The 23,346-nt window shown below is 53.9% G+C and carries 23 protein-coding genes; 18 read left to right on the forward strand and 5 right to left on the reverse strand.

Annotated features, from left to right (window positions below):
- Positions 1–15 precede the first annotated feature (15 nt).
- Positions 16–498 carry a GNAT family N-acetyltransferase gene (locus tag AM379_RS19540; RefSeq protein WP_025204203.1) on the forward strand — a complete coding sequence of 161 codons (483 nt, stop codon included), beginning with the start codon at positions 16–18 and terminating at the stop codon, positions 496–498.
- Here the strand turns inward: AM379_RS19540 and ptrR are convergent.
- Positions 452–1,330 carry a putrescine utilization regulator PtrR gene (gene ptrR / locus AM379_RS19545; protein ID WP_063214464.1) on the reverse strand — a complete coding sequence of 293 codons (879 nt, stop codon included), beginning with the start codon at positions 1,328–1,330 and terminating at the stop codon, positions 452–454. The genes AM379_RS19540 and ptrR overlap by 47 nt on opposite strands.
- A gap of 99 nt (positions 1,331–1,429) precedes the next feature.
- On the opposite strand from ptrR, the gene sad reads away from it, so the two are divergent.
- From sad to AM379_RS19590, 9 genes are all read left to right on the forward strand, one after another.
- Complete coding sequence (gene sad, locus AM379_RS19550; protein ID WP_032681013.1) at positions 1,430–2,818, forward strand: succinate-semialdehyde dehydrogenase; 1,389 nt, start codon at positions 1,430–1,432, stop codon at positions 2,816–2,818.
- Between the two features lie 116 nt (positions 2,819–2,934).
- Positions 2,935–4,524, forward strand: a complete 1,590-nt coding sequence (locus AM379_RS19555) for a methyl-accepting chemotaxis protein (protein WP_106504107.1) — start codon at positions 2,935–2,937, stop codon at positions 4,522–4,524.
- A gap of 62 nt (positions 4,525–4,586) precedes the next feature.
- The gene (glsB, locus tag AM379_RS19560) at positions 4,587–5,513 is read left to right on the forward strand and encodes a glutaminase B (RefSeq protein ID WP_025204200.1); all 927 of its coding nucleotides are present in this window, start codon (positions 4,587–4,589) and stop codon (positions 5,511–5,513) included.
- A complete protein-coding gene (locus tag AM379_RS19565) occupies positions 5,513–5,869 on the forward strand; it encodes a DUF4186 domain-containing protein (RefSeq protein ID WP_025204199.1) in 357 nt (118 codons plus the stop codon). The genes glsB and AM379_RS19565 overlap by 1 nt, the downstream gene beginning before the upstream one ends.
- 113 nt (positions 5,870–5,982) lie before the next feature.
- The gene (locus AM379_RS19570) at positions 5,983–7,428 is read left to right on the forward strand and encodes a sensor domain-containing diguanylate cyclase (RefSeq protein WP_020884148.1); all 1,446 of its coding nucleotides are present in this window, start codon (positions 5,983–5,985) and stop codon (positions 7,426–7,428) included.
- A 109-nt stretch (positions 7,429–7,537) separates the two neighbouring features.
- On the forward strand, positions 7,538–8,503 hold the full coding sequence (locus tag AM379_RS19575; RefSeq protein ID WP_014170057.1) for a sensor domain-containing diguanylate cyclase: 966 nt from the start codon (positions 7,538–7,540) through the stop codon (positions 8,501–8,503).
- Positions 8,504–8,585: 82 nt separating this feature from the next.
- Entirely contained in the window at positions 8,586–9,113 is a 528-nt protein-coding gene (locus AM379_RS19580) for a GNAT family N-acetyltransferase (protein WP_020884147.1), read from the forward strand.
- 117 nt (positions 9,114–9,230) lie between these two features.
- Entirely contained in the window at positions 9,231–10,682 is a 1,452-nt protein-coding gene (locus AM379_RS19585) for a tagaturonate reductase (RefSeq protein ID WP_106504108.1), read from the forward strand.
- Positions 10,683–10,884: 202 nt separating this feature from the next.
- Complete coding sequence (locus AM379_RS19590) at positions 10,885–11,799, forward strand: bestrophin family protein (RefSeq protein ID WP_014170060.1); 915 nt, start codon at positions 10,885–10,887, stop codon at positions 11,797–11,799.
- Here AM379_RS19590 and AM379_RS19595 read toward each other — a convergent pair.
- Positions 11,787–12,335: a GNAT family N-acetyltransferase gene (locus tag AM379_RS19595; RefSeq protein WP_050736792.1), complete on the reverse strand. Its 549-nt coding sequence runs from the start codon at positions 12,333–12,335 to the stop codon at positions 11,787–11,789. The two genes, AM379_RS19590 and AM379_RS19595, sit on opposite strands and share 13 nt — an antisense overlap.
- 143 nt (positions 12,336–12,478) lie before the next feature.
- On the opposite strand from AM379_RS19595, the gene AM379_RS19600 reads away from it, so the two are divergent.
- The 5 genes from AM379_RS19600 (at position 12,479) to AM379_RS19620 (ending at position 17,468) form a co-directional block, all read left to right on the forward strand.
- A complete protein-coding gene (locus AM379_RS19600) occupies positions 12,479–12,919 on the forward strand; it encodes a GNAT family N-acetyltransferase (protein ID WP_014170062.1) in 441 nt (146 codons plus the stop codon).
- A 145-nt stretch (positions 12,920–13,064) separates the two neighbouring features.
- Positions 13,065–14,060: an alpha/beta fold hydrolase gene (locus AM379_RS19605; protein ID WP_032678150.1), complete on the forward strand. Its 996-nt coding sequence runs from the start codon at positions 13,065–13,067 to the stop codon at positions 14,058–14,060.
- A gap of 44 nt (positions 14,061–14,104) precedes the next feature.
- Positions 14,105–14,845 carry a response regulator gene (locus AM379_RS19610; RefSeq protein ID WP_032678151.1) on the forward strand — a complete coding sequence of 247 codons (741 nt, stop codon included), beginning with the start codon at positions 14,105–14,107 and terminating at the stop codon, positions 14,843–14,845.
- Positions 14,842–16,140, forward strand: a complete 1,299-nt coding sequence (locus tag AM379_RS19615; RefSeq protein WP_106504109.1) for an ATP-binding protein — start codon at positions 14,842–14,844, stop codon at positions 16,138–16,140. The genes AM379_RS19610 and AM379_RS19615 overlap by 4 nt, the downstream gene beginning before the upstream one ends.
- 137 nt (positions 16,141–16,277) lie before the next feature.
- Positions 16,278–17,468, forward strand: a complete 1,191-nt coding sequence (locus tag AM379_RS19620) for a cytochrome c biogenesis protein/redoxin (RefSeq protein WP_032678153.1) — start codon at positions 16,278–16,280, stop codon at positions 17,466–17,468.
- 6 nt (positions 17,469–17,474) lie between these two features.
- Here the strand turns inward: AM379_RS19620 and tam are convergent, their stop codons facing one another.
- Together tam and AM379_RS19630 are read right to left on the reverse strand one after the other, a co-directional pair.
- Positions 17,475–18,233: a trans-aconitate 2-methyltransferase gene (gene tam / locus AM379_RS19625; protein WP_032678154.1), complete on the reverse strand. Its 759-nt coding sequence runs from the start codon at positions 18,231–18,233 to the stop codon at positions 17,475–17,477.
- Positions 18,234–18,315: 82 nt separating this feature from the next.
- A complete protein-coding gene (locus AM379_RS19630; protein WP_032678155.1) occupies positions 18,316–18,900 on the reverse strand; it encodes an NUDIX domain-containing protein in 585 nt (194 codons plus the stop codon).
- 86 nt (positions 18,901–18,986) lie between these two features.
- Between AM379_RS19630 and AM379_RS19635 the strand changes: the two genes are divergently transcribed.
- On the forward strand, positions 18,987–19,760 hold the full coding sequence (locus tag AM379_RS19635; protein ID WP_020884137.1) for a DeoR/GlpR family DNA-binding transcription regulator: 774 nt from the start codon (positions 18,987–18,989) through the stop codon (positions 19,758–19,760).
- 60 nt (positions 19,761–19,820) lie between these two features.
- Here AM379_RS19635 and AM379_RS19640 read toward each other — a convergent pair whose 3' ends face one another.
- Positions 19,821–20,183 (reverse strand): DUF4406 domain-containing protein, encoded by a 363-nt coding sequence (locus tag AM379_RS19640; protein ID WP_032678156.1) that lies wholly within the window; start codon positions 20,181–20,183, stop codon positions 19,821–19,823.
- 226 nt (positions 20,184–20,409) lie between these two features.
- On the opposite strand from AM379_RS19640, the gene AM379_RS19645 reads away from it, so the two are divergent.
- Positions 20,410–22,029: a mechanosensitive ion channel family protein gene (locus tag AM379_RS19645; protein ID WP_032678157.1), complete on the forward strand. Its 1,620-nt coding sequence runs from the start codon at positions 20,410–20,412 to the stop codon at positions 22,027–22,029.
- Positions 22,030–22,373: 344 nt separating this feature from the next.
- Positions 22,374–23,339 (forward strand): hypothetical protein, encoded by a 966-nt coding sequence (locus AM379_RS19650; RefSeq protein WP_032678158.1) that lies wholly within the window; start codon positions 22,374–22,376, stop codon positions 23,337–23,339.
- Positions 23,340–23,346 lie beyond the last annotated feature (7 nt).

Genomic DNA, 23,346 nt, shown 5'->3' on the forward strand with positions numbered 1-23,346 from the left:
AACAAGGAGCCCGCCATGTATTCCATTACCGCTGAATCTGCACATCACCCTGATATTTTGCATCTGATTGCCGCGCTTGACCGCTATCAGAGCGAACTCTATCCCGCTGAAAGTAACCACCTGCTCGATCTGACCAAACTGCCGACAGCCTCACTGATCCTGATGATTATTCGGGACCGGCAGCTTCATGCCGTCGGGTGTGGTGCCGTGGTACTCAACGGCGACGGGACCGGTGAAATGAAACGGGTGTATATCGATCCGGCTCATCGCGGGCAACATCTCGGCGAGATGCTGCTGGCGGCGCTGGAAGATGAAGCCCTGAGCCGTCACTGCCACACGCTTCGCCTGGAGACGGGCATCCGGCAACATGCCGCCGTCCGTTTGTATGAGCAGTGCGGCTATGAGCAACGTCCGGCGTTTCCGCCGTATGTTGATGACCCGCTGAGCCTGTTTATGGAGAAGGCACTGGTGGTTGACGTTCGTTTAGCAGCGCTATAAAAGCCTCCAGCGGGCGGGTCATAGCCCCGCGGCGCCAGACCAGCCAGGTGGTGAGCCAGCGCCAGTTTTCTGCCAGCGGCCAGGCTTCCACCTGATGGTGGCCTGGCATACTTTCCAGCATCGAACGAGGCATCAGCGCGATACCGGCGCCCGCGATGACGCAGGCGAGCATGCCGTGATAAGACTCCATCTCGTGAATACGCCCGGGCGTGGCTCTGTCGGCGTGAAACCAGCTTTCCAGATGTCGGCGATACGAACAGTTTGCGCGAAAGGCGTAGACGTCACTGCCGCTTACCTGCGTGGCGCGTGCCACTTCTGCATGCCCGGCGGGCGTGACCAGCATCATCTCTTCCCGGTAAACCGGCATGCCTTCCAGTTCCGGATGCGAAAGGGGGCCGTCGACAAACGCGGCGCTTAAGGTTCCCTGCAGTACGCCGTCAATCATTGTGCCGGACGGCCCGGTAGAGAGGGCAAACTGGATACGTGGATAGCGCTGGTTAAACTGCGCCAGGCTTTCCGGAATACGCACGGCGGCGGTACTCTCCAGCGCACCAAGCGCAAATAATCCCTGCGGTTCATCACCGGCGACGACCATTCGTGCCTCATCGACCAGTGCCAGGATCTGCTTGCTGTAGCGCAGGAAGTTATGCCCGGCGGGAGATAAACGTAAACGCTGGTTCTCACGAATAAACAGCTCAACGCCAAGATCGGCCTCCAGCTGGCGGATGCGGGTGGTCAGGTTCGACGGAACGCGATGCACCTTTTGCGCCGCCTGGGTGATGCTGCCGGTGAGCGCCACGGCGTTAAACATTTCAAGCTGAGTTAAGTCCATACCATTCTCGATTCGTGAACAAGGTGGTTAGTATTATTCATTTTTAAGAAATAGCAGAGTGCGCCACAATGAATCAACCGTTATTACGTGGAGACCATCATGACTTATTCCTCTGCTACACATGCCCTCTCTGTTAACCCAGCCACCGGCGAGACGCTCGCGGCGTATCCGTGGGCGAGCACCGACGACGTCGAACGCGCAATTGCGCAGGCTGATGCCGGTTTTCGTCAGTGGAGACGCGTAAGCGTTTCAGACCGGGCGCAGAAGCTGCGCGATCTCGCCAGCGCGCTGCGAAACCGTGCAGACGAGATGGCCCGAATGATCTCCCGTGAGATGGGCAAACCCATTTTGCAGGCGCGTGCTGAAGTGGCAAAATCCGCCAGCCTCTGCGACTGGTATGCGGAACACGGCCCGGCAATGCTGCAGCCTGAACCGACCCTGGTAGAAAACCAAAACGCGGTGATTGAATACCGGCCGCTGGGACCTGTTCTTGCCGTCATGCCGTGGAACTTCCCGCTCTGGCAGGTACTGCGAGGCGCGGTACCCATCCTGCTGGCCGGGAACAGCTATCTGCTCAAGCATGCGCCAAACGTACTCGGCTCGGCTGACCTCATTGCGCAGGTATTTGCTGACGCCGGTTTTCCGCAGGGTGTCTTTGGCTGGGTGAATGCCACGAATGAGGGCGTGAGCCAGGCGATCAACGACCGTCGTATTGCCGCCGTAACCGTAACCGGCAGCGTGCGCGCGGGTGCGGCGATTGGTGCGCAGGCAGGGGCAGCACTCAAGAAATGCGTTCTGGAGCTGGGCGGTTCAGATCCGTTTATTGTGCTCAATGATGCTGATTTGGATCTGGCGGTGAAAGCAGCCGTGGCCGGACGTTATCAGAATACCGGACAGGTTTGCGCCGCCGCTAAACGCTTTATTGTGGAAGAGGGCATCGCTGATGCTTTCACCCAGCGCTTTGTCGAGGCGACGGCAGCCCTGAAGATGGGGGCGCCGGATAGCGAAGAAAACTTTATTGGCCCGATGGCGCGATTTGACCTGCGTGATGAATTGCATCAGCAGGTGCAGGCCACGCTGGCCGAAGGCGCCACGCTGCTGCTTGGCGGGGAGAAAGTCGCCGGTGAAGGTAACTACTATGCACCGACCGTGCTGGGGAATGTCACTGCCAGCATGACGGCATTTCGTCAGGAGCTGTTTGGTCCGGTTGCGGCGGTTAGCGTTGCGAAAGACGCGGAGCACGCGCTGCAGCTGGCTAACGACAGCGACTTTGGTCTGTCCGCAACCGTCTTTACCGCGAACGATACGCTGGCGGAGAAATTTTCCCGTGAGCTGGAGTGCGGTGGGGTGTTCATCAATGGTTTCAGCGCCAGCGATGCGCGCGTGGCCTTTGGCGGCGTGAAGAAGAGCGGTTTTGGTCGTGAGCTTTCCCACTTCGGTCTGCACGAGTTCTGTAACGTGCAAACGGTATGGAAGAACAGAGTCTAGTTCGCTCTCCGATAACGGCCTTCAGCACGAAGGCCGTTGTCATTTTCCTGCAATGGTTCTGTCATTTTCGTTTCGTAGACTCGCACGCGTCTAACGTCTTGTTACTGAAGAAAATTATGAACCTAACGCAAATTTTTCGCCGTATTGCGCAGCGCCTCATCCCTCGTCAGTTTGGCCTGCTGACCGGTATTTTCTGTATTATTGGTCTTTTCTCCGCACTGCAACTCTCCTCTTCATTTTTGCTCAATGCTTCCCTGAAGGACGCTCAGCGCAACGAGCAGCAAAATCTGCTGGCATACCAGCAACAGAGCAAACTGGATCTGGCCCGCGTGTCTCTGCTGGCAGCAAGCGATCTGCTTAACCGCTCCGGCGTCTGGTTTATGCAGGATAAAGAGACCGGCTCTGAAGGAAGCTGGCACAGCCTGATGGACGAAGCTCAGGCGTCGCTGACGGTTTCTCAGCAGGCCTGGAACGCCTGGCTGGCGCTCAATCCGCCAAAAGATGATGCCCTGATCACCAGCTACCAGCTTTTCTACGGTGCCATCAAGGAGCAGGCGGAAGGGCTCATCAAGACCAACACGATCGACGCCTTTTTTGTCGTACCTGCCCAGGCTTTTCAGACTGACTTCAACGAAAACTATGCCCGCTATCAGCAGGCCAGCGAGAAGCAGGCGATGCAGGGCCGCCAGAGTCTGATGGCGCAACTCTCTGGCCTGCAAACGCTTTTTCTGATAGCGCCGGTTCTGCTACTTGCCATCGCCATTCTGGTGTGGTTCGGCATGTCCCGCTGGGTCATTACGCCGCTGCGACGGTTGATTGCTCACATTAACCAACTGGCGGCAGGAGACCTGTCCGGTACTCCGCCGGGCGTACTGCGCTTTAACAAGGAGATCGGACAGTTAAGCGACAGTGTTTCCACCCTGCAACACGGACTGCAGGAACTGGTGACCCAGGTCAGCAATGCCACCCACGCAATGGTTGAAAATATAGGCTCGCTGGCACAGGGCAACCAGAAGCTGTATCTGCAGTCGGCTCGTCAGGCGAAAGAGCTTGAGGATGTGACGACACACATTGCCGCGCTGGAAAACCACGTGGAAGGGAATACAGGTTATGCAAAGCTCGCCAGCTCCAGGGCGGACGAGGCGCGCCAGGTAGCCGCGGGCGGCGATCGGATGATGACAACCGTCAATGCCTCCATGCAGGCGATCGTTGACCGATCGTCAGAGATGCGCGGGATCGTGGCGATGATCGACAGCGTGGCGTTTCAGACCAACATTCTGGCACTGAATGCGGCCATCGAGGCCGCCCATGCGGGGAACCACGGGCGCGGTTTCGCCGTTGTCGCCCGGGAAGTGGGGCTGCTGGCCAGAAAGAGCAGCCACTCGACGCAGACTATTCAGGCGCTGATCAATCACTCTTTGCAGGGCATCGAAGACGGTTCACGGGCCGTTAACCTGCTGGAAGATAATCTGCAGCAGGTGATCGGGCTGGTGGCTAATTTAAGCAGTCTGCTGAATGAGATCTCGGTCGCGACCCTGAGCCAGGGGGAGAGCATTCATCAGATGACGCGGCAGCTTCAGGCGTTGAATCAGGTTTCCCGTCAGACCGACATGCTGGTGTCTGACGCGTCGGATGCCTCTGAACGGCTGCATAAGCAATCCGATCTTTTATTGCAGGCGGTTTCGCGTTTTCGTCTTAGCGCCTGACGCAACATATAAGCCTCTGTTATACTCGCAGCCCGTTTTAGCCTGAGGGCAAGGAGCAAAGTGTGGCTGCGGTCATCCATAATGAGATGTTGGACGAGATTCTGTCGCAGGTTCGTCCGTTAATTGGAAAAGGGAAGGTTGCCGACTATATTCCGGCCCTTGCCTCAGTCAGCGGGAATAAGCTGGGTATTGCCATTTGTACGGTAGACGGGCAGCGTTACCAGGCCGGTGACGCCACCGAGCGTTTTTCAATTCAGTCGATTTCAAAAGTACTCAGTCTGGTTGCGGCCATGCGTCAGTATGAGGAAGACGAAATCTGGCATCGCGTGGGGAAGGATCCATCCGGGCAGCCTTTCAACTCACTGCTTCAGCTCGAAATTGAACAGGGTAAGCCGCGTAACCCGTTTATCAATGCCGGTGCGCTGGTGGTTTGCGATATGCTGCAAAGCCGTCTCAGCGCCCCTCGCCAGCGTATGCTTGAAATTGTCCGTCAGCTCTCGGGCGTCGCGGATATTGCCTACAATGCGGTGGTGGCGCGCTCGGAGTTTGAACACTCCGCCCGTAACGCGGCTATCGCCTGGCTCATGAAATCGTTTGGTAACTTCCATAACGATGTCGCCACCGTGCTGCAAAACTATTTTCATTACTGCGCGCTGGAAATGAGCTGTGTTGAACTGGCACAGACATTCTTGTTCCTCGCCCATCAGGGGCATGCGCCGCACCTCGCGCAAGATGTTGTCTCGCCCATGCAGGCGCGTCAGGTGAATGCCCTGATGGCGACCAGCGGGATGTATCAGAACGCCGGAGAGTTTGCCTGGCGCGTCGGTCTTCCGGCTAAATCGGGTGTCGGCGGCGGGGTGGTGGCAATCGTGCCTCACGAAATGGCGATTGCCGTCTGGAGCCCGGAGCTGGATGAAACGGGAAATTCACTTGCCGGTGTGGCAGTTCTGGAGAAACTGACCCAACGTCTGGGACGTTCCGTATACTGATGTCGACCCTGGATCCGCTTTTTGCCCGCCTGGCGCGATCACCTTTTCGTTCGCGCTTTCGCTTAGGCACGAAGGAACGGCAGTACTGCTGGGACAAAGGTGCCGAAACCATTGACCAGCACGCCGCCGATTTTGTTGCCCGGCGTCTTGCACCGGCCCATCCCACCAATGACGGGAAACAGACGCCCATGCGCGGTCATCCGGTGTTTATCGCTCAGCATGCCACCGCCACCTGTTGTCGTGGCTGTCTGGCAAAGTGGCATAACATTCCGCAGGGTGTTCAACTCAGCGCGCAGCAACAGCATTATATTGTCAGCGTGATCCACCACTGGCTGGTGCTGCAGATGAACGCCTAAACTTGACGAGTTATGATCCTGTTGTATTTGTGTTATAGATGCAGGTTAAGTTAGTTCAGATCCTGCTGACGATCGACATAATCGCCATAAGTTATTATACGGAATGATATTTAATGCGTTCTGCTCTCTCTGCCTTCAGGTTTTTTCAACCCGATACTCCGCTGCGTAATGCGTCGTGGATCTTTATTCTCACCACCTTATTCTATTTTGTGGGTGCTGAATTGCGTCTGGTTGAAGCGTTGTCGCTGTTCTGGCCACTGAATGGCGTTATGGCGGGAGTATTCGCCCGTTATGCTTATCTGAATCGTCTGCATAACTACGCGGTCGCGTATGTTGCCATGCTGATGTACGACGCGGTCACCACCAGCTGGGGAATGGCCTCGCTGGTGATTAACCTGTCCAATATGATTTTTATCGTCGTGGTCGCCATACTGGTTCTGCGTGATAAACGGCTGATGAAAACCCCCGATCCGCTTAATGCGCTGCGTCTGTTTAACTACTGCCTGATTGCTGCGCTGCTGTGTGCCTTGCTTGGCGCGGTGGGGTCGGTCGGTATCGACAGTCACACCTTCTGGCCGCTGTTTGCCGACTGGTTTAGCGAGCAGTTTTCAACGGGGGTGCTGATTGTGCCGTGTATGCTGACGATTAGCCTGCCCGTGCGTGATATTCAGCTACGCCTGGAGCAGCTGTTCCCGGTTATGGCGTTGATAGTCTCGGTGGTCGCGTCGGTGGTGATTGGCGGCGCGGGGAGCCTCTGTTTCCCGCTGCCGGCGCTTATCTGGTGTGCGGTACGCTACCCGCTGCCCGTCACCTGTTTACTGACGTTTCTCACGGGCGCCGTTGAGATCATTCTGGTTGCCAACTCCATTATCAATATTGCCGTCGCGACACCGCTTTCGACCCCGATGATGTTCTCAGCCCGGCTGGGCATTGCCACTATGGCTATTTGTCCGGTGATGGTCTCCGTCAGCGTGGCGGCCATTAATTCACTGATTCGTCAGGTGTCACTGCGGGCAGATTATGATTTTCTGACGCATGTCTATTCCCGCTCCGGGCTTTATGAAGCGTTAAAGCAAGAAGAGGCGCACCGGCATTCGCGTTTTTTAACCGTCATGCTGCTGGATATCGATTACTTCAAAAGCATCAATGATAACTACGGTCACGAGTGCGGTGATCGCATACTGGCGGCCTTTGCCCGGCAGGTTCAGCAGGTTGTCGGTGAGGACGGTATGGTGGCGCGAATGGGCGGAGAAGAGTTCGCGGTGGTCGTGAACTCCGGGGATGCGCAGCACGGTTTTGAACTGGCTGAACGCATCCGAACCACCGTCGCACATCATCCGTTTACCTGGCGCCAGCAGACGCTGTATCTGACCGTCAGCATTGGCCTGGGCAGCGGTAAATCTGAGTCATGGCAGTTGACGGAGGTCTTTAATAAGCTGATGGCTGAAGCGGACGATCATCTCTATCGCTCAAAGAAAGCGGGGCGAAATCGGACCAGCGCCCGGTTGTCGGATGAGCAGGTTACTGCAACGTCCGGCAGCGAAACATCACTGCATTAGTCGTCATGAGCCAGTGACGTTAACAAATAGCGTCTGAACAGGATATTCGTACACTGACAATGTCTCTGTTTAAGCTACGCTTTTAGTAAAGCTTGCGTCAGGAGACGTTATGAAAACACCTGCAACCCCTGAAAACGAAACGGAACGTCTGAACTCGCTGCGCGAATCAGGCCTGCTTGAAATCGACAGTTCGCCGGCCTTTGACCGTCTGACGCGTCTGGCAAAACGCTTTTTCCAGGTGCCGCTGGCGATGGTCAATCTTATCGATGAGCATTCGCTGATCGTGAAGTCGGCTGATGGCCAGGCACCGGACTCTGTCCCGCGCAATATCTCATTTTGTGGCCATACGATACTCAGCGAAGCGCCGCTGGTGGTGGGGGACATGCGTCAGGATGACCGCTTTGCCGATAATCCGCTGGTGGCCGGTGAGCCTGGCGTTCGTTTCTACGCTGGTTTCCCGCTGCGTCTGCGCGACGGCGCGAGCGTCGGATCGCTTTGCCTGATTGATTATTCTCCGCGCGAGTTTACGGCGGCCGATCTTGCCGTGCTGGGAGATCTGGGCGCGCTGGCAGAAGATGAATTTGCCGCCGTCAGTGCGGCGACTACCGATGAACTGACGGGCTTATTCAACCGTCGGGGCTTTAATCAGCTCGTCCGGTTTACCCTGTCCGTCGCCCGACGCCGTGCAGAGCCGTTAACCCTCGGCTGGCTGGATCTGGATCGTTTTAAGGAGATAAACGATCGCTACGGCCACGAGGAAGGGGATAAGGCGCTGAACGTGATGGCGCAACTGATGCGTTCCTCCTTCCGTGAGGCGGATCTGCTGGTTCGCTTTGGCGGGGATGAGTTTGCCGTGCTGTTCGCCGATACGGATGAGCAGGGGGCCTGGATTGCGATGCAGTATCTGGCCGAGCAGGTCGAAAATTATAATGCCCGCAAACTGCATCCGTGGTCGCTTCTGTTCTCGTGGGGCCTCAGTGAATTCGACCATAATGGTCATGACCTGCAACAGTGGCTAAAAGAGGCCGATGAAAAGATGTATGCCATGAAGCAGCAGCGCCATCGCGAAAGATGACATAACAAAAGCCTATGATCGATCCGTTTGCGTTAATAAGATGTTAATTGCACAGTGACGGTATTCAACGTAAGGAAAAACAATGAATACCTCACTGCACATCAAAAACCTCACCAGGGAAGAGATCCTCACCCACCTCGATGCGTTGTCCGCGATCCTCGAAAACTGCGTTAACGGCGGCGCATCCGTCAGTTTTATGTTGCCCTTTAGCCCGGAAAAAGCACGTGCTTTCTGGCGCGGTATTGCTGAGAGCGTGGGACGCAATGAACGTCTTGTGCTGGCCAGTATCGATCCGCAGGACGGTGTTATCGGCACGGTACAGTTGATCACCGATCAGCCGGAGAATCAGCCGCATCGCGCGGATGTGGCAAAACTGCTGGTCCATGAAAAAGCGCGCCGTAAAGGGGCGGCAATGGCCCTGATGGAAGAACTTGAAGTACAGGCCAGAGCCAGAGGCATTTCGGTCCTGGTACTGGATACGTCCACCGGCAGCGGTGCCGAGACGTTCTACCAGCGTGCTGGCTGGCAAAAAGTGGGGGAGATCCCGCGCTATGCATTGATGCCGGATGGCGCGATGACCGCCACCTCCGTGTTCTATAAATTCTTATAATTATTTTTCACAACTCCATCATGAATTGATCAAAACAGGGTTCCCGGTCGTAAAGTTTTGATAAGTTATCGTACCAATCTTATCAGGCTGTATGACTAATTATAAAAGGAACCCATTGTGAACACACTTAACCGTCATGATTTTCCCGGTCCACACTATCCGGAACGTATCATTCAGTTTGGTGAAGGCAATTTCCTGCGGGCGTTTATCGACTGGCAAATCGACCTGTTAAACGAACATACCGATCTTAACGCCGGTGTGGTGGTCGTTCGTCCCATTCAAAGTGATTTTCCGCCGTCGCTGAATACGCAGGATGGACTGTATACCACGATCATTCGCGGCCTGAACGAAAAGGGCGACGCGGTGAGCGATGCACGTCTTATCCGTTCCGTTAACCGCGAAATCAACGTTTATAACGAATACGATGCGTTCCTCAGGCTGGCTCATAACCCGGAGATGCGCTTTGTGTTCTCGAATACCACGGAAGCGGGGATCGGTTATCACGCGGGCGACACCTTTGAAGATGCGCCTGCCGTCAGCTACCCGGCGAAACTGACGCGATTGCTCTTCGAGCGTTTCAGTCATTTTAACGGTGCGCCAGACAAAGGCTGGGTCATCATTCCGTGTGAACTGATTGACTACAACGGGGATGCGCTGCGGGAACTGGTGCTGCGCTACGCGCAGGAGTGGGCGCTGCCGACGGCCTTTACTGAATGGTTGAACGATGCCAACTGTTTCTGCTCGACCCTGGTTGACCGCATTGTAACGGGTTACCCGCGTGACGAAGTGGTCGCCCTGCAGGCAGAACTGGGTTATCAGGACGGGTTCCTGGATACCGCCGAACACTTCTATCTGTTTGTGATTCAGGGCCCTGACTCCCTTGCCAGCGAACTGCGTCTTGATAAGTTCCCGCTCAACGTATTGATCGTGGATGACATCCGGCCTTACAAAGAGCGTAAAGTCGCCATTCTGAACGGTGCGCACACGGCGCTGGTACCGGTAGCCTTCCAGGCCGGGCTGGACACGGTAGGCGAGGCGATGAACGATGCTGACGTGTGTGCTTTTGTCGAAAAAGCTATCTATGAGGAAATTATTCCGGTACTGGATTTGCCGCGTGATGAGCTAGAATCGTTCGCCAGTGCGGTAACGGGCCGTTTCCGTAACCCTTACATCCGGCATCAGCTGCTGTCGATTGCCCTCAACGGGATGACCAAGTACCGCACCCGCATTCTGCCGCAGCTGCTGGCAGGGCAGAAAGCAACCGGGTCATTGCCTGCGCGACTGACGTTTGCTTTAGCGGCACTGATTGCGTTTTATCGCGGGGAGCGTAACGGGGAAAGTTACCCGGTACAGGACGACGCGCACTGGCTGGCGCGTTTCCAGCAGCTGTGGACACAGCATCACGATCGCCAGATCACTACCCGCCAACTGGTAAAATCGGTACTGAGCGTGAGTGAACACTGGGAGCAAGATCTTACGCAGGTTAACGGCCTGGTCGAGCAGGTTACGCGGGATCTGGATGCTATTCTGCTTCAAGGAATGCGTGCGGCGGTTAAACCGCTCTGCTAACACCGTTGCCCGGCTTCGGCCGGGTTTTAATGGGGATCTTATTAGTTACAACATACTATTTGCTCTGTTTTTAAAAAACACCTCTGGCACCGTGCGGTTTAGGCTAGCCAGGTCAGAAAATTCAATGTTTTATTAACATGCTTGCAACCGTGAGGGGGATCACGTTTAATAGCCACGCTCTTTTTCTTTCCTGAAACTCACTATGATTGTTCGTCCTAAACAGCACTGGTTACAACTCATCTTTGTCTGGCATGGCTCGGTACTGCCAAAAATCTATACCCGCTTGCTACTCAACTTCCTGCTTTCTATCGCCGTGATCCTGATGCTGCCGTGGTACACGTCCCTTGGCATCAAATTTACCGTTGCGCCATTTAGCATTCTCGGTGTGGCGATCGCTATCTTTCTCGGTTTCCGAAACAACGCCTGCTATTCCCGCTACGTTGAGGCGCGCCAGCTTTGGGGGCAACTGATGATAGCGGCACGCTCTCTGTTTCGCGAGGTAAAAAACACCTTGCCGGACGATAAACATCTCGGCGAGTTTGTCCGCCTGCAGATTGCCTTTGCCAACTGTTTGCGCATGACCCTGCGCCGGGAAACGAACGCCGAACAACTTTCCCGTTATCTTCCGGAAGATGATTTACGCAAGGTGATGAACGCCAACTCGCCGGCGAACCGTATTTTACTGATCATGGGGGAGTGGCTTGCCGTCAGGCGCCGCAATGGCGAGCTCTCAGATATCCTGTTCCACAGTCTCAACAACCGGCTGAACGACATGTCCATCGTCCTGTCGGGTTGCGAGCGTATTTTGACGACACCTGTACCGTTTGCTTACACGCTGATCCTTCATCGTACGGTGTATCTGTTCTGCATCATGCTGCCGTTCGCGCTGGTCGTCGATCTGCACTACATGACACCTTTTGTGTCGGCGCTGATTTCTTACACCTTTATCTCGCTGGATACGCTGGCGGAAGAGCTGGAAGACCCGTTTGGTACCGAAGATAACGACCTGCCGCTGGACGCCATCTGCAACATGATGGAACGTGACCTGTTGCAGATGAACGATGAAGAAGAGATCCCCGAAAGACTGTTACCGGATAAGTATTATCAACTGACCTGACGGGCATTCCATTCGTCACGGGTGATTTCCCACAGTTCGGAATCCAGCATGCCGCTGACGTACGCTTTCTTTTCTGTCCTGATAAGCCGCATGCCGCTACTGTCTGAAATACGACGGGAGCGGCTGTTAGCAGCCGCTTTTGGCGCACGCAACACCGGCTTGTTCAGGGTGTTAAACCAATAATCCGTCGCCGCAATACTGGCCTCACGCATGTATCCCTTACCCTGAAACTCCGGCGCCAACCAGAACCCACGGTTGTTATCTTCGACATCGTACAGGCAGATAATCCCCATCAGCTCATCCGGCGCCTCGCGACGTCGAATACTCCAGAACCAGGCAATGCCTTTTTCCATATCCGGCAATGCAACGTTATTAACATAATACTCCGCGCCGTTATCCGGGTAGGGCCAGGGTACTGAGGAGACCATATAGCGAACGATTTCCCAGCGCGGATAAAGCCGCTGTATCTGGACGGCATCTTCCGCGACCAGGGGAATGAGTAACAGGCGTTCTGTCGTTAGCGTCGGTATTGTCATCCGTGGTTCTCCCTGTTTAAGCGTTATGTTTTTGTTCACCTTCTGGTATTTTCATCTCTATCACATTCTTTTTCGGTGTGCTGGAATTCTTTACTACCAATAACTGCTTTTAAAAGGCTTTCGATTTGTAATATGAGGAATATATGGCTGTTACGGTAAGAGCTTTACGCGCAGAAGATTATTCCCAGTGGCGTCCGCTGTGGGACGGCTACACCCATTTTTATGACTGTGTCCTCGATGAGTCCGTGACCGCCGCGACATGGCAAAGGGCGCTCGACGAGCGATCATCGATGTTTTGCCGGGTTGCGGAAAGCGACGGCAACGTCATCGGCTTCGCCATGTGTATTTTGCACGAAGGAACCTGGTCGACAGCGCCCGTTTGTTATCTGGAAGATCTGTTTGTTGCTGCCAGCCAACGGGGAGCAGGGACTGGAAAAGCGCTCATTGACGCCCTGATGGACGAAGGCAAGCGCGAAGGGTGGTCAAAACTTTACTGGGTCACGCGGCAGAACAACCCGGCACGTAAACTCTACGACCAATATGGCGAAGCCGACGATTACGTTCGTTATCGCGTCTCGCTTTAAGACGCAATGACCTGTGTTTGTATCACATTGTATCAACGCCTCTGATACATACACAGGCTTGCAATAAAGGCCCATTAGCACATATCCGCTATACAAACCGATGTTGTTATATCCCCGTGAATCGTACTCAATCGGAGATAACAACATGTTCAGCAAACTCGCATACTCAACTCTGGCTTTAACCGTTTCTCTTGGTACCGTCATGTCCTGTCAGGCCGAAGCAACCGGTACTGATTTCGCGACGGCGTTTGATCATCCTCAGCAGATTAACGCCGGCGACCTTAACGTCGGTTATGTCGACATCGGCCCGAAAAATGGTCAACCGATCATTTTATTACACGGCTGGCCCTACGATATTCATAGTTATGCGCAAGTCGCTCCCGCGCTGGCTGCCAAAGGATATCGGGTGATTGTGCCTTCTCTGCGTGGCTACGGAACTACCCGTTTCCTCTCAGATAAAACGCCGCGTAACGGCCAGCCTTCGGCCATGGCGAAAGACGTTGTGAACCTGATGGATGCCCTGAACATCAAGCAGGCCGTTTTTGCAGGATACGACTGGGGGGCCCGTACGGCGGACATCGTCGCGGCGCTGTGGCCAGAACGCGTTAAATCGCTGGTCTCCGTCAGTGGATACCTGATCAGCAGCCAGCAGATTGGCAAACAACCCTTACCGCCGAAAGCAGAAGTTCAGTGGTGGTATCAGTTCTATTTCGCCACCGAACGTGGTGCTGAAGGCTACGCCAAAAACACCCATGACTTCGCCCGTTTGATCTGGTCGCAGGCATCACCTGACTGGAAATTTAGCGATGCAACGTTTAACGCCAGTGCCAAATCCCTTGATAACCCGGACCATGTCGCGGTGACGCTCAGTAACTATCGCTGGCGTTTAGGGCTGGAAAAAGGGGAGCGCAAATACGACAGTTATGAGCAAAAACTGGCAACGCTTCCGAATATTACCGTCCCGACGATCACCATTGAAGGCGGAAACAACGGGGCGCCACATCCTGCTCCACAGGCCTACGCCGGGAAATTCACCGGTAAGTATGAACACCGTACCTTTGGCAAAACCGTAGGTCACAATCCTCCGCAGGAAGATCCGCAGGATTTCGTCAACGCAGTTGTGGACGCAGATAAACTCTGAAATGTGCTATTTTCAATACGTTATCCTTCAGTCTGGAGATTTCTGTGGAGCATATTGATCATATCCTTGTCGTCGATGACGACAGGGATATTCGTGAGCTGATTGTCGATTACCTCGTTAAGTCCGGATATCGCGCCTCTGGCGCGGCAAATGGCAAAGAGATGCGAGTTGTGCTTGATAAACAGCATATCGATCTTGTGGTGCTGGATGTCATGATGCCCGGCGATGACGGATTAACGCTGTGTCGTCAGCTCCGAAGCGGTAAACATAAAGACTTGCCCATTCTGATGCTCACGGCGCGTAACGAGGAAACAGACCGGATCCTGGGGCTGGAGATGGGGGCAGACGATTATGTCGTGAAGCCTTTTGTTGCACGCGAGTTACTCGCGCGGATCAAAGCCATTTTACGTCGTTTCCGCACAATGCCCCCCAATTTACAGGTGACGGAAGCCGGACGACTGGTCACGTTTGGAGAATGGCAACTGGACACCGTGGCCCGTCATTTAATCGACAGTGAAGGGATGGTGGTGGCGCTCAGCGGGGCGGAATATCGTCTGCTGCGCGTGTTCCTCGATCACCCTCAGCGCGTCCTGACCCGGGATCAACTGCTAAATCTGACCCAGGGGCGCGATGCCGAGCTTTTTGAACGATCGATTGATCTGCTGGTGAGCCGGGTGCGTCAGCGTCTGAATGAAGACGCCCGCACGCCGGCCTATATCAAGACCGTGCGCAGTGAAGGTTATGTCTTTACAATGCCGGTGATCATAAAAGAGGCCAATGAATGACGCTTTGGCCACGCTCGTTGCTGTCCCGGCTGTTGGTCATCGTGCTGGCTGGACTCTTACTGGCCAATACTCTCAGCCTGACGCTGGTGATGGTTGAACGCATGCACAGCGCCCGCACCGTAATGCTGGGTAATCTGGAAAACGATGTAGCCACTAGCGTGGCCATTCTTGACCGACTTCCCGCTCAGGAGCGGGCGGCCTGGCTGCCGCGGCTGGAGCGCGGTAACTATCGCTATATTCTCGGGCCTGGAGAACCGGGCGCACCGCCTGAGGATAAGCGTTCACGCGATGCCATTCGAACGCTAAAAGAGACCCTTACGGCTGACTACCCGCTCACGTTTACCGCCGTTCCCGGTCCTATTTCCCATATTCAGGCGCATCTCACCTTACGTGATGGGGCACCGTTGACCATCGATCTGACACCACGCATGCCACCGGTCGCCAGCTGGTTACCTGTCGTGCTGGTATTGCAGCTGCTGCTGCTTGCGGCCTGTGCCTGGATCGCCGTGCGTCAGGTGATTCGGCCTTTTTCACAGTTTACCCGTGCAGTTGACGCGCTGGACCCGGCGGCAAACACACCAATGACGGAGAAGGGGCCGGTAGAAGTGCAAAGAGCCGCGCATGCCTTTAACGCGATGCAGGCGCGCATTCAATCCTATCTTCGCGAACGCGCGCAGATCCTGGCATCCATTTCTCACGACCTGCAGACGCCCATCACGCGCATGAAATTGCGCGTCGAGATGGCCGATCAACCCGAGTTACGCGACAAGTTATTGAACGACCTCGATAACATGACCCGCCTGGTGCGGGAGGGTATTGCCTATGCCCGGTCATCAGAATCCCTGGAGGAGACCTCGCTAAAGCTGGAGCTCCATGCCTGGGTAAACAGCATTGCCTGTGATTATCAGGACATTGGTAAAAACGTGCAGTTTCAGGCAAACGACGCCCGCCTGCCGATAGTGACTCGGCCGCAGGCACTTCGCCGAGTGATGACCAACCTCCTGGATAACGCGCTTAAGTTTGGTGGCTATGCCATTATTGAGATTGATGATTCTTCTGCCGGACACATTGCTATCCATATTCTGGACGGCGGGCCGGGGATACCTGAGGCTGAACTCGACGCGGTATTACAGCCTTTTTATCGGGTAGAAACATCGCGTAACCGTGATACCGGCGGAACCGGCCTGGGGCTGGCGATTGCCGCGCAGCTGACCGCGCAGCTTGACGGGAAACTGCGGCTGGCAAACCTTCCTGAAGGCGGGCTGAAGGTCACGGTAACGCTGCCGCGTCGCTGATTGTACGGTTTTGTATCCGGTTGCGTGACCGATACGAGAGCAGACAAATCGTCCCGTTTTGCACACATCCCAAACACATCCGTACGATGAAATACCCTCACTGCAGCGTCGCAGGCCATCTGTAATGTGAGGTTTTTATGTTTTTGATAATCGCGTTTCTGGGCGGGATGATAAGCCTGCTCAGTCCATGTACGCTCCCGGTGATACCTCTTCTGTTTGCCGGTTTTCAGGGGCAGCGAAGACATATCCTGGCTCTGCTGGCAGGGATGATCGTGATGTTTACCGTGGTGGCGATGGTTGTCACGGTTGCCAGTGAATGGATCACGGATGCCACGATAATAGGGCGCTGGCTGGCACTCATTATTCTGGCTACAGCCGCGCTGGCCTTAATTTTCCCGTCCTTCGCCCAGCGTATAGCCGGGCCTGCGGTCAGCGCGGGCAATATCCTCAATACCCGCAGCGGACAAACGCGCGGAATGTTTTCCGCTTTCCTGGCCGGACTGGCCGTCGGTCTGCTCTGGTCTCCCTGTGCCGGACCGATCCTTGGGGCTATTTTCAGTATCAATATTGCGGGTCATTCGGCCATCACCACCGGCGCGCTGTTGGCGGCGTATGGCAGCGGATGTGCGCTTATGTTGGGCCTGCTTATGGCCGGCGGTCGGAAACTGATGACACCGCTGCGGGCCAAATCAGCGCTGATGGAAAGGTTGCGCAAGGGGGCGGGCGTGGTGATGTTAGCGGCTGTGGCGTTCAACGCCACGGGGATGAACTCGGTGCTGAAAGGTGCAAATGGGGTGGCAGACCGTCTTGAAACCACGCTATTGACCCTGGCGAAGCCCGCCACTGCGCCAGTAAAACTGCAGCCGGTCGTCATGACCGAACCCAGCAGTCAGTTGCCTTCGTTAAGTGGCGGAACCGGGTGGATTAATGGTGACCCTGTCACGTCTGAATCATTGCGGGGTAAAGTCGTCCTGATTGATTTCTGGACCTGGGACTGTATCAACTGCCAGCATACGCTCCCGCATGTCCGCGACTGGGCCACGCGATATCAGTCCCAGGGTCTGGTGGTCATTGGCGTGCATACGCCTGAATATCCGTGGGAAAAACCGCTCTCGTCGGTGAAAAACGCGGTGAACAAATGGCAACTGCCGTATCGGGTCGTGACGGATAATAACTACCAGATCTGGAACGCCTTCGGGAACCAGTACTGGCCGGCACATTACTATTTCGATGCCAAAGGGCAGTTACGTTATACCTCTTTTGGCGAAGGTAACTATGAAGAACAGGAAAAAGTTATCCAGCAACTGCTTAAAGAGGCCCGCTCATAACGTTGCTCAGGGCTGACGTTGAGCAATGATAAACAATCGTGGAAAAGCCAGCAGTATCTGCCCGTTTTCCTGGAGCGGATACTGCTCTTCCAGCATTTCATGGTAGCGCTTGAGAAAACGTTTCTGCTCGCTCTCATTAAGCTCCTGCAGCCACGGACGTAAACCGGTCGCGCTTACCCAGTCAATGATGGCCTGGTGTGAGCTCATTTTATGGAAATAGGTTGTCCGCCAGATATCCACATCACAACCGGCGTCTGTCAAAATGTCGTAATAGGCATGCACGCCGGGCAAGGCTTCACGACCCCGATCGGGATAGCCTTGTTCCCAGGCAACTTCACGCATCGCCACATGAGTGGGCTCAAGCCAGTTGTCAGGCATCTGAATGGCCAGTACGCCATTTAACGTGAGCAGAGAGACCAGGTGCGGCAGAAGATCGTAGTGGTCGGGCACCCACTGCAACGAGGCATTGGCGTAAATCAGGCTCAGCGGCTGGCCGGGCTTAAACTGGCGGATATCGGCCTCAACAAAGTGGCAATCCGGTAAGGCGCTGCGGGCTTCGTCGAGCATCGCAGGTGAGTTATCGACCCCTGTGATGTGCGCTGAAGCCCAGCGATGTTTTAACAGCGCCGTACTGTTTCCAGGCCCGCAGCCCAGATCGACGATGGATGACACGTCATCCAGGGGAATTCTGTCGAGCAATTCAGCGGCGGGCCGCGTACGTTCGGCTCCGTATCGCAGGTACAGGGAAGGGTTCCAGTCAGCCATCTTTGCATCTCCGTTGTGCATGCTTCAGCAAGAATAGCACACGCAGACACCTGCACTGCGGCAGGTGTCTGTCCTGCGGCAATTACAGAATGCCTTTCAGGGCAACATGATAAAGCAGCATGATGGTTTTCCCGTCGACAATCCTGCCCGTTTCAATGCCGCGCAGTGCCTCTTCCAGCGTCATTTCCAGTACGTCGATATCCTCACCCTCCGCTTTGAGTCCACCGCCTTCACTGGTTCTGTCTTTCGGCTGGTATTCGGCGAGATAAAAATAGAGTTTTTCAGTGACGGAGCCCGGGCTCATGTAAGCTTCAAAAATTTTCTCAACGCTGGAAACGCTATAGCCGGTCTCTTCTTCCGCTTCTGCTTTAATCCGGCTTTCCGGATCCATGTTATCGAGCAAGCCCGCAGCAGCTTCAATAAGGTCATCTTTATGCCCGTTAATAAAGACAGGGAAGCGGAACTGGCGGGTCAGGATCACCGTCTTTTTATCCCGGTTATAAAGCAGGATGGTGGCTCCGTTTCCCCGGTCGTACACTTCGCGATTTTGCCGCTGCCATTCACCATCGCGTCGCTGCAGATCAAAGGTATATTTTTTCAGGATGTACCAGTTATCAGACAGTGTTTCACTTTCTATGATGCGTACATCTGCACGTTTTGATTGCACGTTTGTTCCTCCTTACGTAGAGTAATTATCATAAACAGCATTGTCGTGCAGTTTCAAGATTAAACGTGCAATATCAGGAATTCCTTATGCTCACAACGCAGCGAAAACAATTGATCCTTGAAAAGCTCGAGGCTGAAGGTCAGGTCCAGTCGAAAGCGCTCAGCACGCTTTTCGCGGTGTCTGAAGATACCATTCGGCGTGATTTACGCGAGCTGGCGGCAGAAGGGCGTTTACAGCGTGTTCACGGCGGGGCGCTGCCGTCATCCTCGGCCATTGCCCCGTTTGCTGAGCGTAAATCGGTAAAGATGGATGCCAAGAAAAATGTCGCCCGTAAAGGTGCGCAGCTGATTTCTGACGGCCAGGTGGTGATCATTGACGGCGGCACGACCACGTCAGAGCTGATTACGTTTCTGCCTCCTGATTTGAAGATAACCGTGGTCACGCATAGCCCAGGCATTGCGCTGGGACTTGTCGAACATCCCTCCATTGAGGTTATCCTGATCGGTGGCCGTCTGTATAAACACTCTATTGTTGCGGTTGGCGCGGCTGCTATCGAAGGCATCGAAAAAATCCATGCGGACCTGTTCTTTATGGGAGTGACTGGCATCCATCCTGATGCGGGCCTGACGACCGGTGATTTTGAAGAGGCGAGTATCAAACGTGCATTTTCCGGCAGAGCCGCCGAAACGGTTGTGCTGGCTTCCCCCGAAAAAATCAATACCGCGTCATCTTTTGTGATTGGCGATCTGTCGCTGGTGAACACGATTGTCGTTGAAGACGATACCGATAGCGCCTGGATTAACGCGGTAAAAGAAAAGGGGGTTTCCGTGGTGATGACCTCTGAACCGGAAAAGGCATAACCCACGCGAAAAGCTTTTATGATCCGGCCTGTCAGTAAGTCGACAGGCCGGCAGGTCACATCAAACCTGAGGGATATCCTCAAGCGCAGTGTAAATCTTAAGCCCCAGCGTTTGCGCCACCTCTATGTCCATATCGGCCCCTTTGGACGCGCCGGCAATCCGGTAGATAGCATCACATTTCGCAATGAGTCGGTGCGCGACGGGATACAGCATTGCTTCACTGATTTCATCACCCATCGATTTCGAGCCAGCCGCTTTTGCCAACGGTAAGGCCAGCCATTCGCCAATAACCGGAACATGGCCACATTGATAGACGGCTAACGCCGCATTTTCAAGACGAGCAAGGTTTTCATCAATGCGCGCCTGCACGCCATCGGTGCCGCTACGATAGGGGCCGGCGATTAAAATCAACTGTTGTGTCATATCAACCTCAGTAAGTAAAAATGCATGAGTTTGCACGTTTGTGCGTCTTTTGTTTCTGGCTTCATATTAATCGGCAATTTCGTGCAATTTCAAGTAATATTGTGCATTGTGAGTTTTTTAAGACAGTTGCAGAAGAGTAGAGCTGGTCTATGCTCAAAAAGCAGAGATCAGCCATTCTCTGGGCGTATTGAAAAATAACAATAATCTTGCGTTTCAGGGGGTGGAAATGAAGAGGATCCTGCTCGTTACAGTGTCATGCTTGCTCTCGGTAATCTCCTTTCTCAGCGTAGCCGCAGAGCCGCGCCAGGAGCCGACAGATCGGGAGCGCGCCAGAACGGTTTATATTTTCCATCAGCCGATTGTAATGCTGCAGGCAAAATTCGGTCTGACCACGCCTGAAGAGCGAGTTTTGCGCATTCGTAATACGCTGCGCAATTTCTCTCAACAGGATGTTCTGGAGCCCCTGAAAATTATTCCGGTTACCCGTTACAACCAACCGGGAAGACTGATTGTGATGAACGGCAAGCCGGTGATGTTACTGGCACAAGCCGATCTCGATGAGGGTGACGACCTGACGCTTGATGAAGCTGCTCAACGTGTGCTGACTCGAATGGAGGCACAACGTACGGCACTTCGCGATCAATATGACGCCGGGTGGCTGGCATTATCGGCAGGCAAAACGGCCGCAGGGCTGCTGGCACTGTTTGTTTTCTGGTACGGTGCCTGGCGGTCATGGCGTGGAGTAAGGCGTTTTTACCGAGGCCGCATTCTTGAGAACCGCAGTATCATTCCACAAAGCTGGCGCAGGTTTGTCGGCGCGATTGAGACTCGTTTGTATGCTTTGCTGATGATTATTCTGGGTATTCTCGGGCTTTATATCTGGCTAAGTTGGTCATTCAGTCTGTTTCCCTGGACGCGCGTTTGGGGGGCATCGCTGGGTGACTGGACCATGCGTGTTCTGCGGGATATCGCACTGTCCATTGTCTCGGCTATGCCGGGCATTTTGATCGTCCTGATTATTTTTCTTATCACAGCCTTCATTCTAAAACTCCTTAAAGTCTTGTTAAATCAGGTAGAAGCAGGGCGTTTACACCTTCCCGGGATCCATCCTGAAACCGTCGGCGCGACGCGGAAGTTAATTTCTGTAGTGGTGTGGTTATTTGCTCTGTCCGCGGCATACCCGTTTTTACCCGGGGCCAATTCACTGGCCTTTAAAGGTATCAGTGTATTCTTTGGGCTGATGTTGACCCTGGGATCTGCCGGGGTGATGAACCATGCCATGAGTGGCCTGGTACTGATTTACTCGAGAGCCTTGAGAAAAGGCGACATCATTCGGGTCGCGGATAACGAAGGGTTAGTTACCGAGATAGGTATGCTCGCGACGAAAATCATTACGCGGGAGAATTACGTTGTAACCGTACCGAATGCTGTCGTAGTTAGCGGCAAAATCACTAATCTCAGCGCGCAAAATCCAGATGGTGGCGTGAACCTGACGACAGGTGTCACTATCGGATACGACACGCCATGGCGGCAAGTTCATGCCATGCTGGAGATTGCCGCCAGACGGGCGAAATGTATCGATCAGTCACAACAGCCGCTGGTAAGACAATTGAGTTTGATGGACTGGTATATTGCTTATGAACTTCAGGTGAAGCTGCGTGCCGGGCAATCACTGGCGGAGGCCCGCAATGAACTGCACAGCAATATTCAGGATGTCTTCAACGAGTTTAATGTACAAATCATGTCGCCAAACTTTGTGATGCAACCAGAAGGCGCGGTCGTCGTGACGGAAGATAACTGGTATGCAGCGCCGGCAGAGAAGCCAGAGAATAAACAGCGTGAGTGAAGATGGCTATGCAGGTTTAGAGGATTCGGAGCAGATAAGGTGCATTAGAGGCTATCAAACACCAGAACAAGGACGACCATAAAAAGCCAGATTCTGCCTTAATCTATGTAAGTGCGCATAATGTATATTATGTTAAATTGAATATTATGATCCATTCCTGAGTAATGCTAATTAGGCAATCCTACCCTTTTCTAATTCCTACCTATTCTGGCTGGCCCCCAGATATTGGATCAAAGTTTTAACACTGCTATCATCGAAATCATAAAATTACTCTGCTTGCCGTTTGAATATTCAGGCAGTCCACAAAAGCGTCATTTGCCCTCATGGAACGAAGGAATTCTCTGATGAACCTCCCTGGTCAACCTTCACCTGACAACACTTTACCTGGTTACGACCTTTCTCGCAGTCTCGGTAATCAGACAGGTGCAGATATCGATTTTAAAAAACTGGCTGAACAGCTGGACTGCATGCGAAATTTTTACAACGTCGGTATTATTTTTGACGATGGTAGACAACGCTGGCTTGTACGCCCTTCCCGCCGTATCGCGGATGCTAATCAGAGCACCGTGAGCCATGTGGTGATAAGTAAAGTGCCGGAAATCAAGCAACACAGTGCTGAAAAAGCCGTTGTTGCTGCTCTCACTGCGCCGTCACTGGCCACTGAAATTACCTCAACTGGTTTTGCCTGTGGTGCGATGATCGTAACGTTGGTCATGGCGTTTGGTGCCGGTGCGGCAGTACCAATGACTGCGGGAGGATCCGGGGTAATAGCTGCAATTAGTCTATCAGGTGCACTCGCGACCGGTGCGCAGTGCATGATTGGAGCTGGCAGACTGCTGGCTATTAATAACGATCACGGATCCGATGTTGCCTGGCTGGACAGCCAGGACTGGTATATTGCCACTTCTACAGTCTTGGATGTTATTTCGCTGGCTGCTGCTGGAACGGCACTGAAAGGTACATTAGAAACTTACAAGCTGATGAAAGCGGCTTCCTCAAGTAAAGTTATAACTTGGTTCCAGAGCCTTAGTCGTGCTGAGAGAAAACGAATTACAGAAGAAATCATCAAAGCTCAGAATCCTGGCATCTCCAGTTCCGGAGTTAAGGCTGCAATTCGTGCAGGTGTTTATCCGAAACGATTCCCCAGCGAATCATTGCAAAAATCACTGCAGCGTGAGTTGGTTAATGCGGTAACCAATGCCTCGGCATTTGTTGGTAGTTCACTTACGGGCACCATTCGAAATCCACAGAACACAGTCAAGTCTGGGCGCTATGTGGTAGGACTATTACAGTCATTTTCCCCAAATTAAGCGTAGA

The sequence above is a fragment of the Enterobacter cloacae complex sp. FDA-CDC-AR_0132 genome (assembly GCF_003010695.1).
Taxonomy (GTDB): domain Bacteria; phylum Pseudomonadota; class Gammaproteobacteria; order Enterobacterales; family Enterobacteriaceae; genus Enterobacter; species Enterobacter ludwigii.